Here is a 23041-nt window from a genome sequence, read left to right as displayed (position 1 = left end):
CCCTCAAACCATCTGAACGGAAACGATCATATGACGACGGGCAGGGAGCATAGTCGTTCAGAAGCACGGGTGTTGACGCCGGGTCACTGTTTGGACACACCTTCCTGATGCGCCCTGCCGGACATGCGGAAGGGCGCCCCAGACCAAAAGGTTCCGGGGCGCCCTCCGCGCGCTGTCAGGGGTCGTGGACCCCAGCAGGTCAGGCCGCTGCCGCGTCCGCCGCCTGAGCCCTCAGGGCTCGCTCGATGCCCGCGCGGGACTCCGAGACCAGCCGGCGCAGAGCCGCGTTCGGCTCGGCTGAATCCAGCCATTCGTCCGTAGCGTCGAGCGTCGCCTGCGACACCTGGAGCGAGGGGTAGAGGCCGATCGCGATCTGCTGGGCGATCTCGTGCGAGCGGGACTCCCACACGCCCTTGACCGCCGCGAAGTACTTCTCCGCGTACGGGGCGATCAGCTCACGCTGGTCGGTCTGGACGAAGCCGCCGATGACGGCCTCCTGCACCGCGTTCGGCAGCTTGTCGGACTCGACCACCGAAGCCCACGCCTCGGCCTTGGCCTCCGGCGTCGGACGTGCGGCCCGGGCGGTCGCCGCGTGCCGCTCGCCGGCGGCCGTCCTGTCGCGCTCCAGCTCGCCCGCGATCTCGTCCTCGTCGAAGACGCCGGTCGCCGCCAGCCGCTCCACGAACGCCCAGCGCAGCTCGGTGTCCACGGCCAGGCCCTCGATCGTCTCCCGGCCCGCCAGCAGCGCCTCCAGCAGGTCCAGCTGCTGCGGAGTGCGCGCGGTCGCCGCGAACGCCCGCGCCCATGCCAGCTGGTGGTCGCTCGCCGGCTCCGCCGCACGCAGATGCGCCAGCGTCGCGTCCGTCCACTGCGTCAGACCCACCTCGCGCCACTCCGGCGCCGCGTACAGGTCGATCGCCAGCTTCACCTGGCGCTGCAGCGACTGGACGACGCCGATGTCCGACTCCTTCGCGATGCCCGACAGCACCAGCGAAAGATAGTCACGCGTCGCCAGCTCACCGTCGCGCGTCATGTCCCAGGCCGAGGCCCAGCACAGCGCCCGCGGCAGCGACTCGGTGAAGTCGCCCAGATGCTCCGTGACCGCCTTCAGCGACTCCTCGTCCAGGCGGACCTTCGCGTACGACAGGTCGTCGTCGTTGAGCAGCACGACCGCCGGTCGCTGCTTGCCGACCAGCTCCGGTACGCCGGTCAGCTCACCGTCGACATCCAGCTCGATCCGCTCGGTGCGCACCAGCTTCCCGGCCGAGTCGAGGTCGTAGAAACCGATCGCGATCCGGTGCGGCCGCAGCACCGGCTCGCCCTTCGCGCCGGCCGGAAGCGCGGGGGCCTCCTGCTTGACCGCGAAGGAGGTGATCGCGCCCGACGCGTCGGTGTCGATCACCGGGCGCAGGATGTTGATGCCGGCGGTTTCCAGCCAAGCCTTCGACCATGTCTTCAGATCGCGGCAGCTGGTCTCCTCCAGCGCGCCGAGCAGATCCGTCAGCCGGGTGTTCCCGAACGCGTGCTGCTTGAAGTACGCCTGCACGCCCCGGAAGAACTCGTCCATGCCGACATAGGCGACGAGCTGCTTCAGCACCGACGCGCCCTTGGCGTACGTGATGCCGTCGAAGTTCACGAGAACGTCGTCGAGATCGCGGATCTCGGCCATGATCGGGTGCGTGGACGGCAGCTGGTCCTGCCGGTACGCCCAGGTCTTCATCGAGTTCGCGAACGTGGTCCACGAGTGCGGCCACTTCGACGCGGGGTGGTACGCCTGGCAGGCGATCGACGTGTACGTGGCGAACGACTCGTTCAGCCACAGGTCGTTCCACCACTCCATGGTGACCAGGTCGCCGAACCACATGTGGGCCAGCTCGTGCAGGATCGTCTCCGCCCGCACCTCGTACGACGCGTCCGTCACCTTCGACCGGAAGACGTACTGGTCGCGGATGGTCACCGCGCCCGCGTTCTCCATCGCGCCCGCGTTGAACTCCGGCACGAAGAGCTGGTCGTACTTGGCGAACGGGTAGGCGTAGTCGAACTTCTCCTGGAACCAGTCGAAGCCCTGCCGGGTGACCTCGAAGATCGCGTCCGAGTCCAGGAACTCGGCGAGCGACGGACGGCAGTAGATGCCCAGCGGGACGCTCTGCCCGTCCTTCTCGTACGAGCTGTGCACGCTGTGGTACGGGCCGACGATCAGCGCGGTGATGTACGTGGAGATCCGCGGCGTCGGCTCGAAGGCCCAGACGTTGTCCTTCGGCTCCGGCGTCGGCGAATTGGAGATCACGGTCCAGCCCTCGGGCGCCTTCACCGTGAACTGGAACGTCGCCTTCAGATCCGGCTGCTCGAAGCTCGCGAACACCCGGCGGGCGTCCGGCACCTCGAACTGGGTATAGAGGTAGGCCTGTTGGTCGACCGGGTCGACGAACCGGTGCAGGCCCTCACCGGTGTTGGTGTAGGAGCAGTCCGCGACGACCCTCAGCTCGTTCGGGCCCGCGTGCAGATGCGCCAGCGCGATCCGGGAGTCCCGGAAGACCGCGGCCACGTCCAGCGACCTGCCGTTCAGTACGACCTCGTGCACGGCGGGCGCGACAAGGTCGATGAAGGTCTCCGCGCCGTCCTCGGCGGAGTCGAAGCGCACAGTGGTCACGGACCGGTAGGTGCCGCCCTCCTGTGCCCCGGTGAGATCGAGGTCGATCTCGTACGAGCCTACGGTGAGCAGGCGCGCCCGTGTTTGCGCCTCTTCACGGGTCAGGTTTGTGCCAGGCACCCGGTCATCCCCTCGGTTCTGTCCTCGGTATGTGACGTTTCGGAACATCCTTCCACGAGGGGCAGCTCAGCCGCCCGCCGTGAACGCGATGACCGCCTCAGGGAAATCCCGGAGGCGGTCACCGAGGGGTTCGACGCGGCTTTCGACGCAGCCTGCGAGGTGGCTTTCGGGGTGGCCTTCGAGGTGGCTTTCGAGGGCCGGCCGCCCGGGAGTCAGCCCTTCAGCTCCTCCGCGACCAGCTCCGCGATCTGCACCGCGTTCAGCGCGGCACCCTTGCGGAGGTTGTCGTTGGAGAGGAAGAGGGCGAGGCCGTTGTCGACGGTCTCGTCCACGCGGATGCGGCCCACGTACGAGGAGTCCTTGCCGGCGGCCTGCAGCGGGGTCGGGATCTCGGAGAGCTCGACGCCCTCCGCGTCCTTCAGCAGCTCGTACGCGCGCTCCACGCTGATCGGACGCTCGAAGCGCAGGTTCACCTGGAGCGAGTGGCCGGAGAAGACCGGGACGCGCACGCACGTGCCGGAGACCTTGAGCCCGGGGATCTCCAGGATCTTGCGGGACTCGTTGCGGAGCTTCTGCTCCTCGTCGGTCTCGTGGGAGCCGTCGTCGACGATCGAGCCGGCGAGGGGGAGCACATTGAAGGCGATGGGGCGCTTGTAGACGCCGGGCTCCGGGTAGACGACGGCATCGCCGTCGTGGGTGAGCGCCGAGGCACGGTCGGCGACGGCCTTCACCTGGCCGTCGAGCTCGGCGACGCCCGCCAGGCCCGAGCCGGACACGGCCTGGTAGGTGGTGGCGACGAGCGCGGTGAGGCCCGCCTCCTGGTGGAGCGGCTTGAGGACGGGCATCGCGGCCATCGTCGTGCAGTTCGGGTTGGCGATGATTCCCTTGGGGCGGTCCTTGACCGCGTGCGCGTTGACCTCGGAGACGACCAGCGGCACGTCGGGGTCGCGGCGCCAGGCGGAGGAGTTGTCGATCACGACGGCACCCTGGGAGGCGACCTTCTCGGCGAGGGCCTTGGAGGTCGCGCCGCCGGCCGAGAACAGCACGATGTCCAGGCCCGAGTAGTCGGCGGTGGCCGCGTCCTCGACCGTGATCTCCTGGCCCTCCCACTCGATCGTGGAGCCCGCCGACCGGGCCGAGGCGAACAGCCGCAGCTCGGCGACCGGGAACTTCCGCTCGGCGAGGATCTTGCGCATGACCGTGCCGACCTGCCCGGTGGCTCCGACGATTCCGACCTTCACGGGGACTCCTCCGTACGTTCCTGCAGCCTGGGTGGCCTGAGTGGCTCTCCATGATGCGTATGCCACCGCCCGCCTTGTCCAATCCATTGTCCGAGGGACGGGACACCGCCCCGGGTCACGTCCCCCGGACACGGCGAAGGGCGGGCGCCCGATGGACGCCCGCCCTCACTGATGAATCATGCCGTCACGGCGTGTTACGGAGTGACCTTCTCGATCACCACGCTGCCGGTGCCCGCGGCCGTGCCGCGCGCGTTCAGCAGCTGCACCTCGCCGAAGAACCGGCGTCCCTCCGGCGCCGCGCCGCTCACCAGCACATCGGCGGTGACCTGCGCGCTCGCGCCGTTGGCCAGCGAGACGGTCTTCGACTCGTCGACCTTGACCGTGCCGAGCGCCGAGGAGAAGTACACGTCCTTGTAGTCGTACGTGGTGCCGCCCGGCGACACCGCGTAGCCGTCGACGAGGATCGTGTACGTACCGGCGGCCGGGTTGGCCACGGAGACGGACTCCTCGGAGTCACCGTCCGCGGACTGGCCGACGAGCTTGCCGTCCTTGACGACCGTCAGGTCCAGGTCGGCGGACTTGTCCGAGGTGTTCCCGATGACGACGTCGAGCCGCTCGACACCGGCGCCGATGGTGACCGTGGACACCTGGCGCTGGTCCTGCGCGATGGTCGGCGTCGCGGTCTTCGCGGAGCCGAGCGAGCCGCCCTTCAGCTTGCCCGCCAGCGCGGCCGCGTCATTGGTGACCTTCCAGTCGACCGTCGACGGGGTACCGATCTTCGCCTCGGGCAGGGTCTTCACGGCCGGGTCGAAGGACGCCCCGAGCAGCGTGACGTCCAGCTGGAACGGGTTGTCCAGCAGCGGGGACGTACGACGCGACTCGACCTCGATCTCCCAGACGCCCGGCTGCGGGTTCGCGTACGAGCGCACATCGGGGCGGCAGGTGTTGGCCGGGTTGTTGTAGTTCGCGTAGCAGACCGTGGACGCGGTGTCCTCGAACGCCACGCCGTACGGGTGGACCGAGATGAACCGCGTCTGGCTGCCCGTGCCGAGACCGCCGAGCGCGACCTCCAGGGTCTTGGCGCCCTGCGGGACCGTCACGAAGTAGGACCGGTTGCTGTTGCGCTGCACCGAGCCCTTGGCGGTGAAGGTGTAGGCCGGCTTGACCAGCTCGTTCGACGCGACCACGGTGGCGAGGATCTGCTTGTCGACGCCCTCGGTGCGCTCGTCGTCCGCCTCCAGGATGGCGCTGTGGACGCCCGCGGAGGAGGCCTTGGCCTGCACCTTGACGGTGACCGGCTTGTTCAGCGGCAGATACACGGCGCCGGAGCCCGGCAGGTCGAAGGTGCCGTCGTTGTACTTCCAGTCCAGCTCGTGCCGGACGGGACGGTTCGGACCGCTCGTGCGCGTGATGGTGACGTCGTACGTCTTCTTCTGGCCGGTCTTCAGGCCGCCCTCGCGGTCGTAGATACCGGCGCCGAAGCCCGCCTCCGGCTTCAAAAGGTGGTCGAGCGCGGTGTCGACCGGCGCCTTCACCGTGTACGAGTGGGCCGTGGCGCCGTCCTGGATCGACTCCCACGCCTCGTTGATGTCGATCAGACCCGCGCCCTGCTCATGCGCCTTCACTCCGGGGATGCGCTTGGCGGTGCTGGTCAGCGCGGTGCGGAGGGTGAGCGGGGAGAGCTTGACGTGGCGCTGCCTGGCGGCCGAGATGAGCAGCGCGCTCGCGCCCGCGGCCTGCGGCGAGGACATCGACGTGCCGTTCAGCATGCCGTAGCCGGCGGGCAGCTTGTAGCCGGCCTCGGCCACCGGGGCGCCCGCCTGCCAGGTCGGGATCGTGTTGATCGCCGAGCCGGGGGCGGAGATGGTCGGGGTGAAGTTGCCGTTCTCCGTCGGACCGCGGGAGGAGAAGTTGAACATGTTGTACGGCTTCTCGACCTGCGAGCCGTAGTTGGCGGCCCAGGTGGCCTTGGAGATCGCGGCGCCGACCGAGAGGACCTTGTTGGCCAGTCCCGGGTCACCGATCGTGTTCACGCCCGGGCCCTCGTTGCCGGCCGAGATGACCAGCTGGACGCCGTAGGTGTCGATCAGCCGGTTGTAGAGCAGGGCGCGCGCGTTGTCGGCGCCCTCGCCGCGGTCGCTGTCGTCGTAGTTCAGCGCGGGCAGGCCGCCGATGGACATGTTGACGATGTCGACGCCGCGGTTGACGACGAGGTCCTGCATGCCCTCGAGCAGGGCGATGTTGGTGCAGCCGCCGCTCCAGGTGCAGGCGCGCGAGGAGACCAGCTTGGCGCCGGGCGCCGCGCCGTTCATCCGGCCGCCGAAGAGGCCGTTGGCGGCGGTGATGCCGGCCACGTGGGTGCCGTGCGAGCCCTCGATGACGCCGATGTTGACGTAGTCGGAGAACTTCCCGGCCTCGAACTCGACGTTCTTGCGGAGCTCCACCACGAACGGGATGCGCTCGGCGATCTCGGTGGCCGGATCGTCCGTACCGAACCAGCCGACCTGGTAGCCGTCCTTGTACGGCTTCATCGCGGTGTCGTTGGTGAAGTCCGCGTCGTCGTTCAGGTCGACGCGCACGGTGCCGGCGGCCGGGTCGTAGAGGACACCCCACTTGTCGGTGGTGTCGCCGTCCCGGTTGAGGTCACCGGCCATGTCGCCGCCGAGGGTCGCACGCTCCTCGAAGACGCTGAGCTTGAACTCGCCCGCGGGCGCGTTCCAGGTGCGGCCGCCCGCGGTGAACACGGGGCCGGTCACGGCGGCGTCCATCCTGCGCCAGGTGCCGTCGCCGTCCTTGACCGGGTCGGTCGCGGTCACCCAGTCGACGATCTTGCGCTCGCCGGTGGAGGTCTTCTGCAGGGCCGGGTGGCCCAGGTCGACGCCGGAGTCGAGGATGCCGATGGTCACCCCGCGGCCGTCGGCCCTGGGGTGGTCCTGGACGAACTCCACGGCGCCCGTCTCGTGGGACGGGTTGTACGGGTTCTTCGCCGGGGTCTTCTTGCCCGGCGCCGGGTACGAACCTGCCGTCGGGCCTTCGGAGGCGGCACCCCTGGCGCCCGCGTCCGGCCTCGGGTCGTCCAGCTTGATCTCGCGCTGGAGGTCCATGCCCTGGACGGTGGAGAGCTCGCCGGCCCGGTTGAGGGCGCTCTTCGCCCTGCCCGTCGGGAGCGTGGCCCTTACGTAGCCGAGCTTGTCGTTCTTCTGGCCGACGACGGCGCCGGCGACGGCGTCGAGCTGGCCGGCGACCTGCTCGGTCTGGCCGGGAGCGGTGGCGACCATGACCGTGACGGTCTTCTGGCCCTTCGCCTCCGCCTCGGCGAGGAGTTCGGCATCGGCCTGGCCGAGCTTTTCTGCGGGCGTCTCGGAGGTCTTGACCGGGCCGGTCGCACCGGCCGGATCATCGGCGGCGGTCGCGGCGGAAACGGGGGCGGCGCCGGAGGCCACAAGCGCGGCGACAAGGCCTGCGGCAGCGGCGACCCGGGCCACGCGTCTGTGCCCGGATATGGAGCCCTGGGACTCGAGGGTGGTCATCAGCATCCCTGTTTTGTGAAAGAGGGGTCCGGAATTCGGTACCGGATGACCGCTCAGCCTTTCGCAAGTGACAGGGGTTTGTGGAGAGTTGCCGGAGGCGGGATACGGCCATGGCGTACATCCGCCACTGGCGGGACATGAGCCATGGGGGACAAATGGCTGAATAACCGACGAGTTGGCCCGCTCGGTGGTTCAACGGTGGACGGTTCGGCGCTGAACGATCAGCTTTCGCGGACCTTCGCGTAGTGCCGGGAGGCCTTCGCCCGGTTGCCGCACAGCGCCATGGAGCACCAGCGCCGCGTGCCGTTCCGTGAGGTGTCGAAGAAATGCAGGACGCACGCGTCATGGGCGCAGGCGCGGACGCGGTCGGGCGCGGTGTGCAGCAGGTCCAGATAGTCGCGTACGGCCGTCCAGCCCGGACCCCACGCGGGGTCGGCGAACTCGGCACGCTCGCCCGGTCCTTCGGCGGTGAGCGTCGCGCGGATGCGTCCGTGGTCCAGGACCGCGTCGGCCCGTGCGGCCGCGGCGGCGTCCCCGCGGTGGTCCACGGCGGCAGCCAGTGCGTCACGCGCGACGAGCGTCTTCTCCAGGGTGGGGCCGTCGGCGGCGAAGCGGTCACCGAGACCGGTGCTCGCCAGCCAGATCCGCAGGCCGTCGACGGAGGCCAGCAGGTCCTGCTGCTCGCCCTCCTGGAGCCAGCGGGTGTTGAGCAGGTCCAGGGAGACCGGTTCACCGATGAGCGGACGGGGATCGGACGCGGCGGCGGGCGCGGCGGCGGACGCGGTCATGGCGGGCTCCCTCTGCTGGCTAACCCCTCAAGGGTACGTGACCGGGTTGACGAAGCTCGATCTAACCTATAACTTTGAATTAGGAGGTTAGACATGACAGTGATCAGCGCGCTGCGCACCGGCCACATCGGCCTGAACGTGACGGACATCGAGCGCTCGCTCGCCTTCTACAGGGGCGTCCTGGGCTTCGAGGTGATCGGCGAGGGCAAGGAGGAGGGGCAGCGCTACGCGTTCCTCGGCCGCGACGGCCGGCTCACGCTCACCCTCTGGCAGCAGGCCGGCGGACCGTACGACCCGGGCCGCGCCGGACTGCACCACCTGGCCTTCGAGGTCGACACCATCGACGAGGTGCGCACCGCCGAGGCCGAGCTGACATCCCACGGAGTGGACTTCGCGTACGACGGCGTGGTCGCACACGGCCCGGCCGGCGGCTCCGGCGGGATCTTCTTCCACGACCCGGACGGCACCCGCCTGGAGATCTTCGCCGCCACCGGGGCGGAAGCCGGCACCGCCCCTTCTACCGCACCGACCTGCGGTTTCTTCTAGAGGATCAGCTCCCATGGACCCGTACGGAACCTCGCAGCCCTACCACCGCGGATCGATCGCCGTTCAGCGCCGCGTCGGTGTCCGCGCCCAGGCCGAGCACGTCGGCCGCTCCATCGGGCCCGGCATCCGGCCGGTGGCCGCCGCGTTCCTGGAGCTCCAGCCCATGCTGGTGATCGGCGCGGCGGACCCGGCGGGCCGGCTGTGGAGCAGTCTGCTGACCGGGGCGCCCGGTTTCGTACGGGCCACAGGGCCGCACTCCGTCTCGATAGCCGGCGGCATCCCGGACGGTGACCCGCTCGCGGCCGCCTTCACCGCCGACGTGCCCGGGACCGGCGTACCCGTCGGCACCATCGCCCTCGATCCGCGCACCCGCCGCCGCATGCGACTCAACGGCATCGCCCGGCCCAGCCCGCGCGGGCTGGCAGTCGAGGCGGAGCGGGTCTTCTCCAATTGCCCGAAGTATCTGCAGAAGCGCGAGCTGTACGAACCGGCCGACGACGCCCCGCTCACCGGCGCCGCGCGACGGGGCCGCCGGCTCACCCCGGGCCAGGAGGACTTCGTCCGCGCCGCCGACACCTTCTTCATCACCACCCGCTCCGACGCCGGCGCCGACGCCAGCCACCGCGGCGGCAACCCCGGCTTCGTCCGCGTCGAGTCGGCGGACACGCTCAGCTGGCAGGACTATCCGGGCAACTCCATGTTCCTGACCCTGGGCAACCTGGAGACCGACCCGCGGGCCGGACTGCTCTTCCTGGACTGGGCCACCGGCACGACGCTCCAGCTCACGGGCACGGCCCGGACCGCATTCGGCGCGGACGGCGGCCGCTCGGTCCGCTTCCGCGTCGAGGAAGCCGTCGAAACCCCGGCGGCCAGCTCGCTGCGCTGGAGCGCCCCCGAGTACTCTCCGGCCAATCCGCCGGTGCCCTAACCTCGCCGGATGAACCAGCAGTTGAGGGTGGCGGCATACGCCGTGTGCGTACGGGACGGGCAGATACTGCTCGCCCGCTGGGTGGCGCGTGACGGCGCGAGGCGATGGACCCTGCCCGGCGGCGGGATGGACCACGGGGAGCACCCCGTCGACACCGTCGTCCGCGAGGTCGAGGAGGAGACCGGGTACACGGCCGAGGCGACCGTGCTGCTCGGTGTCGACTCGATGCGGGTCAGCAGGCCCCGCAAGCTCGGCGCCGGCAAGGACTTCCAGAGCCTGCGCATCCTCTACGAAGGACGCATAACGGGCGGCGAGCTGCGCCCGGAGACCGACGGCTCCACCGACCTGGCCGCCTGGCACCCGCTGGACGCCGTCCCCGGCCTCGACCGGGTCGCCCTGGTCGACATAGGCCTGGAGCTGTGGCGTGAGCGGCCGGCGCTGGGGCGGGTGGACGGCCACGATCCGGTGAACGGCTGAAATCCGCTCGCCCCGGCACCCTCCGGGCAACGCGCCGTGCCCTGCCGGAGTCCTGTCCGCCGAGCCCACTCGCAGACGCTCGTATGCGCTCGCAGACAGGAGAGTTCGTATGGCCGTCCTCGGGTCGGAGTTCTGCCCGGACAGCGGGGCGGGCCTAACGGGGGAGAACCACGACATGCGCCGCGGGTTCCCGGTCCGGTGAGGCCATCAGTGCCGTACGGATCACCGTCGCCTGCTGCACGGGAGCGTCCCGCAGCTTCTTCGGCGTGATGTGGACGACGGTGATCCCGAGCCGCTCCAGATGCTCGCGCTTGTGGCTGCACTCGGTCCACTCAGGGCCCTGGTCCTGGGCCTGGGCCCTCGCCGGGCGCGGGGCGCGGGTGTCGAGCTCCACGGCGACGGCCTGCTCGGGCCAGTAGGCGTCGACGCCGCCGAAGTGGGGGCCGCCGGGGAGGCGCAGATCCACGTTCCACACCGGCTCGGGGAGTCCGTACATACGGATGAGGTCGTACAGGCGGTCCTCGGCGATGGCCCGGCCCTCGGCGAGGAGGGATTCGACGGCGTCCACGACATGGGGGCGGGACAGGAGTCGTGCGCGGTTCAACTCCCCCACGACCACGCCGGGTTCGCAGTGGCCGCCGCGCACGGCCTCGGTGAGCAGCCTGCGCACCGCGGCCGGGTCGGAGAGCCGTGCGACGGCGTCCGCGAGCGCACGGGCCACCGGGGCGACGGGCAGTCCCGTCACCTCTTCCGGTCCCGGCAGCGTGTGCGTACGGATGAGCCGCGCGCATCCGGCCGACCGCAGCCGCCGGGTGCGCGGTACGAGGACGTCGATCCGGTCGAGCGAGGGCAGCGGCGGAGCGGACGCGAACCGGTGCAGAGCGAGGGCGGCGAGACCGGTGACCATCGCCTCGTCGCCACCGGGCCGCCCCGCGTACAGCAGCGCGGCATGCAGCCGCTCCTCACTGGTCGGCGGCCCGGGGTGCAGCAGATACACACCGGGCAGCAGCTGCTGCCACGGCCCTCCGGGCCGGCACTGCTCGGCGGTCCGGGCGGCCGGCACGCCGTGCTCCCGCAGCTGCGCGGTGGACAGCACGCGCTGCCGCACATCGGAGAGGTGGCTCAAAGGGCGGGGGGAGAGCGGGGTGTTGTGGTTCATGCCCCGCCCATTCCCGCCCTCCCGCCGCCCGCTAACCGCTGTTACACAGCCGTCGACAATTCCGGACAACACCGCGCTAAAGTACGCGCGTTCGACTGCCGATCAGGCCTCCCGCGGAGGGGTTTCCTCCGTCAGCCGGCGGACGCGTTCGCGTCGCACTCCTGTGCGCGCAGCGAGCGGGCCAGATCGTCGCGGGACTCCAGGACCAGACGGCGCAGCGCCGGGGCGGCCGAGGTGTGGGACTCCAGCCAGGCGTCCGTCGCCGTGAGGGTGCGGGCGTCGTCCTGGAGGGCGGGGAAGAGGCCCTTCACCACGTCCATGCCGATCTGGATCGAACGCTCCGCCCAGACACGCTCGATCGCCTCGAAGTACTTCGCGGCGTACGGCGCGATGAGCTCTCGCTGCGACTCCTGTGCGAAGCCCGAGATCGTCGCCTCCACCAGGGCGTTGGACAGGGCGTCCGACTCCACGACCTGCGCCCACGCCTGGTCCTTGACCGCCGCGGAGGGCCGCGCCGCCAGGCAGCGCACCTGGTGGCGCTTGCCGGACGCGGTGTCGTCCCTGGCCAGCTCCGCGGCGATCACGGTCTCGTCCGCCGCGCCGTGCGAGGCCAGCGGCTCCAGGAACGCCCAGCGCAGCTCCTGGTCCACATCCAGCCCGTCGATCTTCGCGGTGCCCTCCAGCAGTCCCCGCAGCAGCTGCAGATCGGCATCCGTCGTGGCGGTCGTCGCGAAGAACCGCGCCCACGCCAGCTGGTGCTCGCTGCCCGGCTCGGCGAGCCGCAGCTCCCGCAGCGCGCCCTCCGACAGCCGCCGCCCGCCCTCCTCGCGCCACTCGGGCACGGCGTAGTGGACGAGCGCCATCCGCGCCCACATGTGCAGCATCTGCAGCACGCCGATGTCCGACTCGCGCCCCGCGAAGTCCAGGACAAGGCTCACGAAGTCCCGCGCGGGCATCAGCGCGTCGCGCGTCAGGTTCCACAGCGCCGACCAGCACAGCGCCCGCGCCAGCGGGTCCTTGATGTCGCCGAGGTGCCCGCGCAGTGTCTCCAGCGAGCCCTCGTCGAAGCGGATCTTGCAGTACGTCAGGTCGTCGTCGTTGACGAGGACCAGCGCCGGCTTCTCCGCGCCCGCCAGCTCCGTCACGACCGTCCGTGCCCCGGTGACGTCCACCTCGGCGCGCGCGTACCGCACCAGGTCGGCGCCCTCGAACCGGTACAGGCCCACCGCCGCCCGGTGCGGCCGCAGCAGCTCCCCGTCCTGGACGACCGCGAGCTCGGTGATCCGGTCACCCGCGTCGTACGTGACCTGGGGCGTCAGCGAGTTGACGCCGGACGTCTCCAGCCACGACCGCGACCAGGTCTTCATGTCGCGCCCGGACGTCTCCTCCAGCACCGACAGCAGATCGCCGAGGCGGGTGTTCCCGTACGCGTGCCGCTTGAAGTAGCGCCGGGCACCTTCCAGGAACGCGTCCCGTCCCGCGTACGCCACGAGCTGCTTCAGCACCGCGGCGCCCTTGGCGTAGGTGATCCCGTCGAAGTTGAGTTTGGCGTCCTCGAGGTCACGGATGTCCGCCGTGATCGGGTGGGTGGAAGGCAGCTGGTCCGCCCGGTACGCCCACGCCTTGCGGTTGTTGGCGAAGGTCACCCACCCGTTGCCGAAGCGGGTCGCCCCGACCAGCGAGAACGTGCCCATGAAGTCCGCGAAGGACTCCTTCAGCCACAGGTCGTCCCACCACTGCATGGTGACCAGGTCGCCGAACCACATGTGCGCCATCTCGTGCAGGACGACGTTGGCCCGCCGCTCGTACGACGCCTGGGTCACCTTGCCCCGGAAGACGAGCTCCTCCCGGAAGGTCACGCACCCCGGGTTCTCCATCGCGCCGATGTTGTACTCGGGCACGAAGGCCTGGTCGTACTTCCCGAACGGGTACGGGTAGTCGAAGTGGTCGTGGAAGAAGTCCAGGCCCTGCTTGGTGACGAGGAAGATGTCGTCCGCGTCGAAGTGCTTGGCCAGCCCCTTGCGGCACATCGCCCCGAGCGGGATCTCCAGGGTCGTGCCGTCCTCGAAGGTGCGCGTGTAGTGGTCGGTCTCGTAGTGGTACGGACCGGCCACGACCGCCGTGATGTACGTCGAGATCGGCCTGGTCTCCGCGAAGCGCCAGGCCGCTCCGTCGCGGGACTCCTCCGCGCCGTTGCTCCAGACCCGCCACCCGTCCGGCGCGGCCACCTCGAAGCGGAAGGGAGCCTTGAGATCGGGCTGCTCGAAGTTGGTGAAGACACGGCGCGCGTCGGCCGGCTCGTACTGGGTGTACAGATAGACCTCGCCGTCCTCCGGGTCGACGAAGCGGTGCATGCCTTCGCCGGTCCGGCTGTAGGCGCACTGAGCGTCCACCACCAGCACGTTCTCCGCGCTCAGGCCGGTCAGGGCGATCCGGGAGCCGTCGAAGACGGTGGCCGGGTCGAGCTGCTCGCCGTTCAGCGTGACGGAGGTGACCGCGGGGGCCACCAGATCGGCGAAGGTGGTCGTGCCCGGCTCCGTGGCCCGGAAACGGATCGTCGTCACCGAGCGGAACGTCCGCGGCTCCGCCCCGTCGCTCTCCGCGGTCGCGGACCGCAGGTCGAGGAAGACCTCGTACCCGTCGACGGACAGCAGGGCGGCCCGCTCACGGGCCTCCTCGCGGGACAGATTCTCTCCGGGCACGGCCACTCCTTTGTGTCTCGTTCGAACAGGACCGATCCTCGCATGTGCTCGTGACCGCAGGTATCCCGGGAATGCGCGCGGCGGCCGGTGGTGTTTGGGCCTGAGGCGCACGCCGTACGGCATACGAGGCACGAGGAGAGACATGCCCGAGAGCAGGACCCCCGCCGACTTCTGGTTCGACCCGCTGTGCCCCTGGGCCTGGATGACCTCCCGCTGGATGCTGGAGGTGGAGAAGATCCGCCCGGTCGACGTGCGCTGGCATGTGATGAGCCTGGCCGTGCTCAACGAGGACAAGCTGGACGAGTTGCCCGCGGAGTACCGCGAGGCGCTCAAGAACGCCTGGGGCCCGGTCCGGGTCGTCGTCGCGGCCCAGCAGAAGCACGGCGACGAGGTGGTCGGTCCGCTGTACACCGCGCTCGGCACCCGCATCCACAACGAGGGCCGCGGCGTCACCCCCGAGGTGATCCTGGAAGCCCTGGACGCGGTGGGCCTGCCGGCCGAGCTCGCGGACTATGCCGAGTCGGACGCGTACGACATCGAGCTCCGCGCCTCCCACAAGGAGGGCATCTCCAAGGTCGGCCAGGACGTCGGCACGCCGGTCATCGCGGTGCCCGGCGCGGACGGCGAGCAGATCGCCTTCTTCGGCCCGGTCGTCACCCCCGCGCCCAAGGGCGAGGAGGCGGCGAAGCTGTGGGACGGCACGCTGCTGGTGGCGTCGATCCCGGGCTTCTACGAGATCAAGCGCACGCGGACGAAGGGGCCCGACTTCTCCTGAGGCCGCACCGTGCACGGAAGGACCCCCGCGAGTCATGTCCTCGCGGGGGTCCTTCTTTTCTCCGCCTGCAAGTGAAGGTTGAGAAGACGATCACGAGCAGGACGACTCTATGGCCTGGTCAGGCTCGCGTCACGGGGCGGTTCACGGGCCGGTTCACGGGCCGGTTCATGGGTCGGTTCACGCCGCGATTCACGGGGCGATGAGCGGAGTGCGCTCCTTGGCTTCGGCGTAACGCTTCGCCACGTCCTGCCAGTTGACGACCTCCCACATGGCGTCGATGAAGTCCACCTTCTGGTTCTTGTACTGCAGATAGAAGGCGTGCTCCCAGGCGTCGAAGACCAGAATCGGCACCGAGCCCTGGCCGACGTTGCCCTGGTGGTCGTAGACCTGCTCGACGATCAGCCGGCCGCTGACCGGCTCGTACGCGAGGACGCCCCAGCCCGAGCCCTGCGTGGTGGCGGCGGCCTTGGAGAGCTGTGTCCTGAACTTGGCGAAGGAGCCGAAGGATTCGGCGATCGCGTCCGCCAGCTCGCCGACGCCGTCCGTGGCCAGCGGCTCGCCGCCGCCGCCGTGCTTCGGACCGGTCATGTTGTGCCAGTAGATGCTGTGCAGGATGTGCCCGGAGAGGTGGAACGCGAGGTTCTTCTCCAGGCCGTTGATCGATCCCCAGGCTTCCTTGTCGCGCGCCTCGGCGAGCTGCTCAAGGGTGTCGTTGGCGCCCTTCACGTACGCGGCGTGGTGCTTGTCGTGGTGCAGCTCGATGATCTGCGGGTTGATCACAGGCTCGAGCGCCGCGTAGTCGTACGGAAGTTCAGGAAGCGTGTAAATGGCCATGTCCGAGCCCTCCGACTGCTTATTGCAAACCTTTCGCAACTGCAGACTAACAGCAGGAGGACCGGAAGTTGATCAGCCGTTCGTCCTGGGCCGTGTTTGAGAACTAGCGCCGTCCGCCCGCAGGGCGGGGCTCGAGGCGTCTGGTGCGTGCAATCGCAAGGCGGAGGATCATCCTCGTACTGGACGTACTTGGATGACTCCGACAACGCAGCGAGTATGCGTGCCAGGCGTCGCGAGCCAGGCGGGAGTTCTAAAACACGGCCTAGGACCGGGCGTCGCGCGCGAGGGCGGCGAGGTCGGGGAAGTCCGTCACGACGGCGTCGACACCGAGGGCGTAGTGCCGGGCGTACTCGGCGAAGGCGTCGCCGAACGCGATCGGGCCGGCGCCGCGGCGCAGCTCCGCCGGCAGGTACTGGTTCTCGGCACGGAAGGTGTAGGCGCCGACCTTCAGCCCGGCCGCGTGAGCGTCGGCCAGCAGCGGCGACGGCGGTACGAGGGAGGACTTGTCGGGGCCGATCCACTGCGCGTACGACGCGATCTCGCGCAGCCCTGCGGGCGTCATCATGTCCTTGTACGTGACCGGGTGCCCGTACGGGCCGCCGGTCGTGCCGAGGGCCTGCCACAGCGGTACGCCCAGTCGCTCGGCGGCGATCCGGTGCAGGCTGTCCGGCTCGAAGGACTGCACGACGCATTCGTGGGCGCGCAGGTGTGCGCGGCGGACCGCGCGGGCGAGCGGCGGCTCCAGGGGGAGGCCGATCGAGCGGAAGTAGGAGGGGTGCTTGGTCTCCGGGAAGACGGCGACGGTGCGCCCGTACCGCCGCGACAGGCTCTTCGCCAGCCGCACCACCTCGTCGAACGTCATGATCTGCTCGCGCCCGTCGAACACGGTGTTGCGGTTGCGGACGGCCGGGAGCCGTTCGACGGCCCGCAGGGTCCTCAGCTCCGCGAGTGTGAAGTCCTCGGTGAACCAGCCGGTGACGGCCCGTCCGTCCACGGTCTTCGTGGTCCTGCGGTCCGCGAACTCCGGGTGCGACGCGACATCCGTCGTCCCCGATATCTCGTTCTCGTGCCGCACCACCAGGTGGTGGTCCCCGGTCGCCACGAGATCCGGCTCGATCCAGTCGGCGCCGGTCTGCACCGCGTACGTGTACGACGCGGCGGTGTGTTCCGGCCGCCACCCGGCGGCCCCGCGGTGCCCGATGACGACGGGCCCGTGCGGCGACCGGTACGGCGTGCTCGCGACGGCGGGACCCGCCGCCCCGGCGGCGGCAGCGGTCGCGGTCGCGGCTGTGGCGCCCGCCGCGAGAAGTATCGAACGACGTCCGGGCAGTGCGGACATACGGCTCTCCCTCGGTGTGCGTGACAGGTCCTCGCGCCCGCACGCTAGAACCGCCCGCCCCACCCCGGCCGGCGGTTCACCGCCTGTACGCCTGCCGTGCACCACCCGGGACCGACGACGAGGGACAGGTCCCGCTCGGTGCCCGCGCTCATCCGTTCCCGGACGCGGAGGACCCCCGGGCCGCGGTGGCCCGGGGGTCCGATGTGCTGGGACGGCGACGGTCAGCGGGAGCCGCTGCCCCCGCTCAACCTGCCGTGTTGTCCGTAACCGGCTCCGGCGTCTCCTGCTCGGGCTTGCGGTTCTTCTGCAGGACGAAGCCGGCGACGGCCAGTACCAGGGTCATCGCACCGGTCGCGAGCAGCTGATCGCGAGTGTCGGGCTGGCGGAGCATGAGGACGAAGATTCCGAGCATGCCCGCGATCGCGACCCAGGTCAGCACCGGGAACAGCCACATCCGCACCACGAGCTTCTCCGGCGCCTCACGCTCGATACGGCGTCGCAGCACCAGCTGGGAGACGGCGATGAACAGCCAGACGACGAGGATCACCGCGCCGATCATGTTCAGCAGCCAGGGGAAGACGTCGTCGGGGCGCCAGTAGCTGAGCAGCACGCACAGGAAGCCGAAGACGGAGGAGACGAGCACGGCGATCCGCGGCACGCCGCCGGAGATCCGCCCGATCGCCTTCGGGCCCTGGCCACGGGCGACCAGCGAGTACGCCATGCGGGAGGAGCCGTAGATGTTGGCGTTCATCGCGGAGAGCAGCGCGACCAGCACCACGACCTGCATCACGGTGCCGGCGCCCGGGATGTCGAGGTGGTTCAGGGCTGTGACGTACGGGCCCTTGTCGGGGTTGGCGACGTCCGGGTCGTCCCACGGCACCAGCGTGACGATGACCGCCATGGAGCCGATGTAGAAGAGCGCGATGCGCCACATCGCGGTGCGCACGGCCTTGGTGACACCCTGGACGGGGTGCTCGGACTCGGCGGCCGCGATGGTGACCGTCTCCAGGCCGCCGTACGCGAACACGGAGGCGAGGAGACCGATGACCAGGCCCTCCGAGCCGTTCGGCAGGAAGCCGCCGTCGCCGGTGAGGTTGGCGGTGCCGGGGGCCTCCGTGCCGGGCAGGATGCCGAGGATCGCGAGACCCCCGAGGATCAGGAAGAGCGTGATCGCGCCGACCTTGAGGGCAGCGAACCAGAACTCGAACTCGCCGAAGTTCTTCACCGCCGCCAGGTTGGTGCCGCAGAACACCAGCATGAACAGCGCGACCCAGGCCCACTCGGGGGTGCCGGGCAGCCAGCCGCTGACGATCTTCGCCGCGCCGATGCCCTCCAGGCCCACGGCGACGGACAGCAGCACCCAGAACGACCAGCCGGCCGCGAAGCCCGCCCACGGCCCGATGGCCCGCTCGGCGTGCACGGAGAACGAGCCGGACGCCGGGTTCGCGGCCGACATCTCGCCGAGCATGCGCATCACGAGCATGACGAGCAGGCCGGATACCGCATACGCGACGACGATCGACGGTCCGGCGGCGGCGATGCCGGCGCCGGAGCCGACGAAGAGTCCGGCGCCGATCACACCACCGAGGGCGATCATCGACAGATGGCGCTGCTTGAGGCCGTGCGCGAGCGCGGAGTCGACTTTGGTGTCGACGGGCGCGGGCGCCGAGGTCCGAGACATGGGCGTGCCCTGTTCGTGGGGGACAAGGGGAGTGGCCCACAGTCTGCGGTCAGCACCGCTCACGGAGCACGACAGACCGCTATACGGACAACATGCTCACACAATGTGAAGGTTCAGGCACGCCTTGCCCGCACGTCACGCAACATCCTTGCGACTGTCACGCGGTTCACGTCGCTCACGCGGTTCACGCAGCTCGCGGAGACCCGCCACCATCAGCACCACGGCCGTCGCCGCACCGGACCACAGCACCTGAGGGCGGGCGTCGTCGTCGCCGAGCATCAGCACCAGCACGGCGCCGATCCCGGCCAGCGCCACCCACGTCAGCCAGGGGAAGCCCCACATCTTCAGGGTCAGCTTCTCCGGCGCCTCGCGCTCGATACGGCGGCGCAGCCGCAGCTGCGAGACCGCGATCAGGGCCCAGACGAACAGCAGCACCGCGCCGACCGCGTTGAGCATGTAGAGGAAGACGGAGTCCGGCCACTTCAGATTGAGCAGTACGGACACGAAGCCGAAGGCGACCGAGGCGAACACGGCCCGGCGCGGTACACCGCCGCGCGACACGGCGAGCAGACCCGCAGGCGCCTCGCCGCGCTCGGCGAGCGAGAAGACCATCCGCGACGAGCCGTAGAGGTTGGCGTTGAGGGCGGACAGCAGCGCCACGAACACCACGATGTTCATGATCTGCCCTGCGCCCGGCACACCGATCGCGTCGAGGACGGCGACGTACGGGCTCTGCCCCGGCTTCATCGCGGTCCACGGCAGCACGGTCACGATGACCAGCATCGAGCCGACGTAGAAGAAGAGGATGCGCCACACCGCACTGCGCACGGCCCGCCCGACCGCGCGGGCCGGGTCCTTGGACTCGGCAGCCGCGATGGTGACGACCTCCAGGCCGCCGAAGGCGAAGACGACGGCGAGGACACCGGAGACGACGCCCTCCCAGCCGTTCGGCAGAAAGCCGCCCCGCCCGGTCAGATTGCTCAGACCCACCGGGTCCCCGGAAGCATGGGACCCGGCCGGCAGCACGCCGAAGACCGCCAGGGTGCCCAGCAGCAGGAAGAGGACGATCGCGCCGACCTTCAGCGCGGCGAACCAGAACTCGAACTCGCCGAAGTTCTTGACCGCTGCGAGATTGGCGGCGGTGAAGACCACCATGAAGATCAGCACCCAGGTCCACTGCGGCACGCCCGGCACCCAGCCGTTCGCGATCGTCGCCGCGCCCGTCGCCTCCACGGCGAGCACGACCACCAGCAGGAACCAGTACAGCCAGCCGACGCTGAAGCCGGCCCAGCGGCCGAGCGCCCGCTCCGCGTGCACCGAGAAGGCACCGGACGCGGGCATCGCCGCCGACATCTCGCCGAGCATCCGCATCACGAGCATCGCCAGCGCGCCCGCGAGCAGGTACGACACGACGATGCCGGGTCCTGCGACCGCGATACCGGCGCCCGAGCCGACGAAGAGCCCGGCGCCGATCACCCCGCCGAGGCCGAGCATCGTCAGATGACGCTGCTTCAGCCCGTGGGAGAGAGGCTCGGCCTCGGTGGCCAACGGGCTGGGCGGTGCGTCGTGCATGGTGCTGGGAACTCTCGACAGACTTCTCGGGGATTTGGCAAGAACCTACAGTCTCCCCGAGTGCAGCCCCCATCGCCAAAACGGACTCCTCCGCCCGTCACCTCAGTGACGAGCATCACGTACGGGGGACGGTTGGTGAGACTGCTTTGTCTGAACTCCACCAAGGCGTCAACCGGCACTTTGTCATCGGCTGATGGTGATCGGTCGTTGACCCCTGGTCTAACGTCGCCATGTCCACACCGACTTCAGGAGACCCCGATGAGCACTGCCGCCGCCCCCGTCCGATCCGGAGTGGTCCTCGCGGACCTGCTGCCCGCCAGCCGTGCCAAGTCCGCAGTGGACGCAGCGCTGGTGATCGGCGGCGCCGTGCTCACCGGAATCGCGGCGCAGATCTCCGTCCCGGTCCCCGGCTCCCCGGTTCCCGTCACCGGCCAGACCTTCGCCGCGCTGCTCGTCGGCACCGCGCTCGGCGCCCGCCGCGGCTTCCTCTCCCTCGCGCTGTACGCCCTCGTCGGTATGGCGGGCATGCCGTGGTTCGCCGAGGCGTCCTCCGGCTATGCCATGCCGTCCTTCGGCTACATCCTCGGCATGCTGCTCGCCGCCACCGTGGTCGGCGCCCTCGCCCGCCGCGGCGCCGACCGCTCCGTCCTGCGTACCGCCGGCACGATGGTCCTCGGCTCCGCGATCATCTACGCCGTCGGCGTGCCGTATCTGTCCCTCGCCACCGGTATGACGCTCACTCAGGCCGTCGCCGCGGGCCTCACCCCGTTCCTGATCGGCGACGCGCTCAAGGCCGCGCTGGCGATGGGGGCGCTGCCCGCCGCCTGGAAGCTCATCGGCCGCCGCGGCTGACCCCGTAGTTCCTGCCGAAGAGGTTCGCCGGGTCGTACTGCTCCTTGACCATGGCGAGCCTCTTCGGCGTTTCCTCTTCGTACAGCCCCTCCGTACGGTCGCCGGCGGCGAAGACGTCGTCGACCGGGCCACCGTCAGGGCCGGACCGGGAAGCCGCTCCGGAAGCCGGCCAGTTCCTCGTCGTAGCCGCTGTCGCCGGGGCGGAAGACGTTCCTGCCGAAGTCGTGCATGGGAAAGGCTCTCCGTTCACTGGGTGTACGGAGAGCCTTTCGCGATTACCTGACATCAGCCGTCAGGTATTCAGCAGGTGTTGTCCAGCAGGGATCAGACCCTGGCGTCCTCGATCTGCTCGGTCCGGGCGGCGTCCACGGCCGCCGTGCCCTTGCCCTTGTTCGTGAGCTGCAGGACGACACCGATGACCACCACGACGGCCGCGACCGCCACCGACCACAGCACGACCTCGCGGTTCGCGTCGTCGAACAGCATGTAGCCCAGCACGAAGATGATCATCGCGGCGGTCGCCCAGGTCAGGTACGGGAAGAGCCACATCTTCACGGTCACCTTCTCCGGCGCCTCGCGCATCAGGATCCCGCGCATCCGCAGCTGGGTGAAGCAGATCACCAGCCAGACGAACAGCGCGACCGCACCCGAGGAGTTCAGCAGGAAGAGGAAGACCGAGTCCTTGTACGCGTAGTTGGCGTAGACGGCGCCGAAGCCGAAGACGACCGAGGCCAGGATGGCGGCGGTCGGCACGCCCTTGGCGTTGACCTTGGCGAACGCCTTCGGCGCGTCGCCGCGCTCGCCCAGCGAGAACGCCATGCGGGAGGCGGTGTAGAGACCCGAGTTCAGGCAGGACAGCACGGCTGTCAGGACGATCACGTTCATGATCTGGCCGGCGTGCGGAATGCCGATGGAGTCCAGGGCCGCGACGTACGAACCCTTCTCGACGATCGACTTGTCGTTCCACGGCAGCAGCGTCAGGACGATGAAGATCGAGCCCAGGTAGAAGACACCGATCCGCCAGATCACGCTGTTGGTGGCCTTGGTGACCGCGCGGCGGGGGTCCTCGGACTCACCGGCGGCCAGCGTGACGATCTCGCTGCCCATGAAGGAGAAGACGACCATCAGCACACCGGTGAGGATGGCGCCCGCGCCGTTGGGCAGGAAGCCGCCGGCGTCGGTCAGGTGCGCGAAGCCCGCGCCCGGGTTGTCGGAGCCCGGCAGCACGCCGAACACGGCCAGCAGACCGATGATCACGAAGCCGCCGATGGCGACGACCTTGATCCCCGCGAACCAGAACTCGAACTCGCCGTACGACGACACCGACGCCAGGTTGGTCGCGGTCAGCACGACCATCACGATCAGCGCCCACGCCCACTGCGGCACGGCCGGGACCCAGCCCTCGAGGATCACCGCACCCGCGGTCGCCTCGACCGCCAGCACGACGACCCAGAAGAACCAGTAGAGCCATCCGATGGAGAAGCCCGCCCAGCGGCCGAGCGCGCGGTCGGCGTACGCGGAGAAGGATCCCGAGTTCGGGCTCGCGGCGGCCATCTCACCGAGCATCCGCATCACGAAGACGACCAGCGCGCCGACGAGGAGGTAGGACACGAGGATGGCGGGGCCGGCTGCCGCGATGCCGCCGGAGGATCCGACGAAGAGGCCCGCGCCGATCACGCCACCGATGGCGATCATGGACAGGTGGCGGTTCTTGAGTCCGGCCTTGAGACCGTCGGAAGGCTGGGGATTACCGGTTTCTCCGGTGTTTCCGCCTGCCTTCGTAAGGGTCGGCTGGGGGTTCATGGACGATTCCTTACGTGTGCGGGTCGCTCGGGTTACGAGCCCCC

The 23041-nt window shown here is 69.8% G+C and carries 16 protein-coding genes and 1 pseudogene; 5 read left to right on the top strand and 12 right to left on the bottom strand.

Annotated features, from left to right (window positions below):
- Positions 1–199: 199 nt before the first annotated feature.
- From pepN (AC0699_RS09310) to AC0699_RS09295, 4 genes are all read right to left on the bottom strand, one after another.
- Positions 200–2770: an aminopeptidase N gene (gene pepN, locus AC0699_RS09310; RefSeq protein WP_478657626.1), complete on the bottom strand. Its 2571-nt coding sequence runs from the start codon at positions 2768–2770 to the stop codon at positions 200–202.
- 212 nt (positions 2771–2982) lie between these two features.
- Positions 2983–4011, bottom strand: a complete 1029-nt coding sequence (locus AC0699_RS09305) for an aspartate-semialdehyde dehydrogenase (protein WP_478657623.1) — start codon at positions 4009–4011, stop codon at positions 2983–2985.
- A gap of 194 nt (positions 4012–4205) precedes the next feature.
- Positions 4206–7541 carry a S8 family serine peptidase gene (locus tag AC0699_RS09300; RefSeq protein WP_478657620.1) on the bottom strand — a complete coding sequence of 1112 codons (3336 nt, stop codon included), beginning with the start codon at positions 7539–7541 and terminating at the stop codon, positions 4206–4208.
- Between the two features lie 221 nt (positions 7542–7762).
- Positions 7763–8329, bottom strand: a complete 567-nt coding sequence (locus AC0699_RS09295; protein ID WP_478657617.1) for a CGNR zinc finger domain-containing protein — start codon at positions 8327–8329, stop codon at positions 7763–7765.
- A gap of 93 nt (positions 8330–8422) precedes the next feature.
- Between AC0699_RS09295 and AC0699_RS09290 the strand changes: the two genes are divergently transcribed.
- Genes AC0699_RS09290 through AC0699_RS09280 form a run of 3 tightly spaced genes read left to right on the top strand, consistent with a single transcriptional unit; the run spans position 8423 to position 10280 of the window.
- Positions 8423–8875, top strand: a complete 453-nt coding sequence (locus tag AC0699_RS09290) for a VOC family protein (RefSeq protein WP_478657614.1) — start codon at positions 8423–8425, stop codon at positions 8873–8875.
- Positions 8876–8888: 13 nt separating this feature from the next.
- Positions 8889–9803 carry a pyridoxamine 5'-phosphate oxidase family protein gene (locus AC0699_RS09285; protein WP_478657611.1) on the top strand — a complete coding sequence of 305 codons (915 nt, stop codon included), beginning with the start codon at positions 8889–8891 and terminating at the stop codon, positions 9801–9803.
- A gap of 9 nt (positions 9804–9812) precedes the next feature.
- The gene (locus AC0699_RS09280) at positions 9813–10280 is read left to right on the top strand and encodes an NUDIX hydrolase (protein WP_478657609.1); all 468 of its coding nucleotides are present in this window, start codon (positions 9813–9815) and stop codon (positions 10278–10280) included.
- A 154-nt stretch (positions 10281–10434) separates the two neighbouring features.
- On the opposite strand, the gene AC0699_RS09275 is transcribed toward AC0699_RS09280, so the two are convergent.
- Positions 10435–11439, bottom strand: coding sequence for a hypothetical protein (locus AC0699_RS09275; protein WP_478657606.1), 1005 nt, complete (start codon positions 11437–11439; stop codon positions 10435–10437).
- Between the two features lie 131 nt (positions 11440–11570).
- Positions 11571–14141, bottom strand: coding sequence for an aminopeptidase N (gene pepN, locus AC0699_RS09270; RefSeq protein WP_478657603.1), 2571 nt, complete (start codon positions 14139–14141; stop codon positions 11571–11573).
- 142 nt (positions 14142–14283) lie between these two features.
- Between pepN (AC0699_RS09270) and AC0699_RS09265 the strand changes: the two genes are divergently transcribed.
- A complete protein-coding gene (locus tag AC0699_RS09265; RefSeq protein ID WP_478657601.1) occupies positions 14284–14916 on the top strand; it encodes a mycothiol-dependent nitroreductase Rv2466c family protein in 633 nt (210 codons plus the stop codon).
- A gap of 189 nt (positions 14917–15105) precedes the next feature.
- Here the strand turns inward: AC0699_RS09265 and AC0699_RS09260 are convergent, their stop codons facing one another.
- The 4 genes from AC0699_RS09260 to AC0699_RS09245 all read right to left on the bottom strand — a co-directional run bounded on the left by AC0699_RS09260 (position 15106) and on the right by AC0699_RS09245 (position 20342).
- Entirely contained in the window at positions 15106–15750 is a 645-nt protein-coding gene (locus AC0699_RS09260; protein ID WP_478657599.1) for a superoxide dismutase, read from the bottom strand.
- Positions 15751–16012: 262 nt separating this feature from the next.
- A complete protein-coding gene (locus AC0699_RS09255; RefSeq protein ID WP_478657596.1) occupies positions 16013–17089 on the bottom strand; it encodes a glycerophosphodiester phosphodiesterase family protein in 1077 nt (358 codons plus the stop codon).
- A 244-nt stretch (positions 17090–17333) separates the two neighbouring features.
- A complete protein-coding gene (locus AC0699_RS09250; protein WP_478657593.1) occupies positions 17334–18770 on the bottom strand; it encodes an amino acid permease in 1437 nt (478 codons plus the stop codon).
- A 135-nt stretch (positions 18771–18905) separates the two neighbouring features.
- Positions 18906–20342, bottom strand: coding sequence for an amino acid permease (locus tag AC0699_RS09245; RefSeq protein ID WP_478657590.1), 1437 nt, complete (start codon positions 20340–20342; stop codon positions 18906–18908).
- Between the two features lie 258 nt (positions 20343–20600).
- On the opposite strand from AC0699_RS09245, the gene AC0699_RS09240 reads away from it, so the two are divergent.
- Entirely contained in the window at positions 20601–21194 is a 594-nt protein-coding gene (locus tag AC0699_RS09240) for a biotin transporter BioY (protein WP_478657587.1), read from the top strand.
- On the opposite strand, the pseudogene AC0699_RS09235 reads toward AC0699_RS09240, so the two are convergent.
- Positions 21175–21282 (bottom strand): annotated as a pseudogene (locus AC0699_RS09235) (BBE domain-containing protein); the annotation flags it as partial. The gene AC0699_RS09240 and the pseudogene AC0699_RS09235 overlap by 20 nt on opposite strands.
- Before the next feature lie 236 nt (positions 21283–21518).
- Positions 21519–22997 carry an amino acid permease gene (locus AC0699_RS09230; protein ID WP_478657584.1) on the bottom strand — a complete coding sequence of 493 codons (1479 nt, stop codon included), beginning with the start codon at positions 22995–22997 and terminating at the stop codon, positions 21519–21521.
- Positions 22998–23041: the final 44 nt, after the last annotated feature.

This window comes from Streptomyces sp. NPDC043870, from assembly GCF_056435785.1.
Note: the sequence above shows the minus strand (reverse complement) of the source record. Positions and strands in the feature narration are given on the sequence as shown.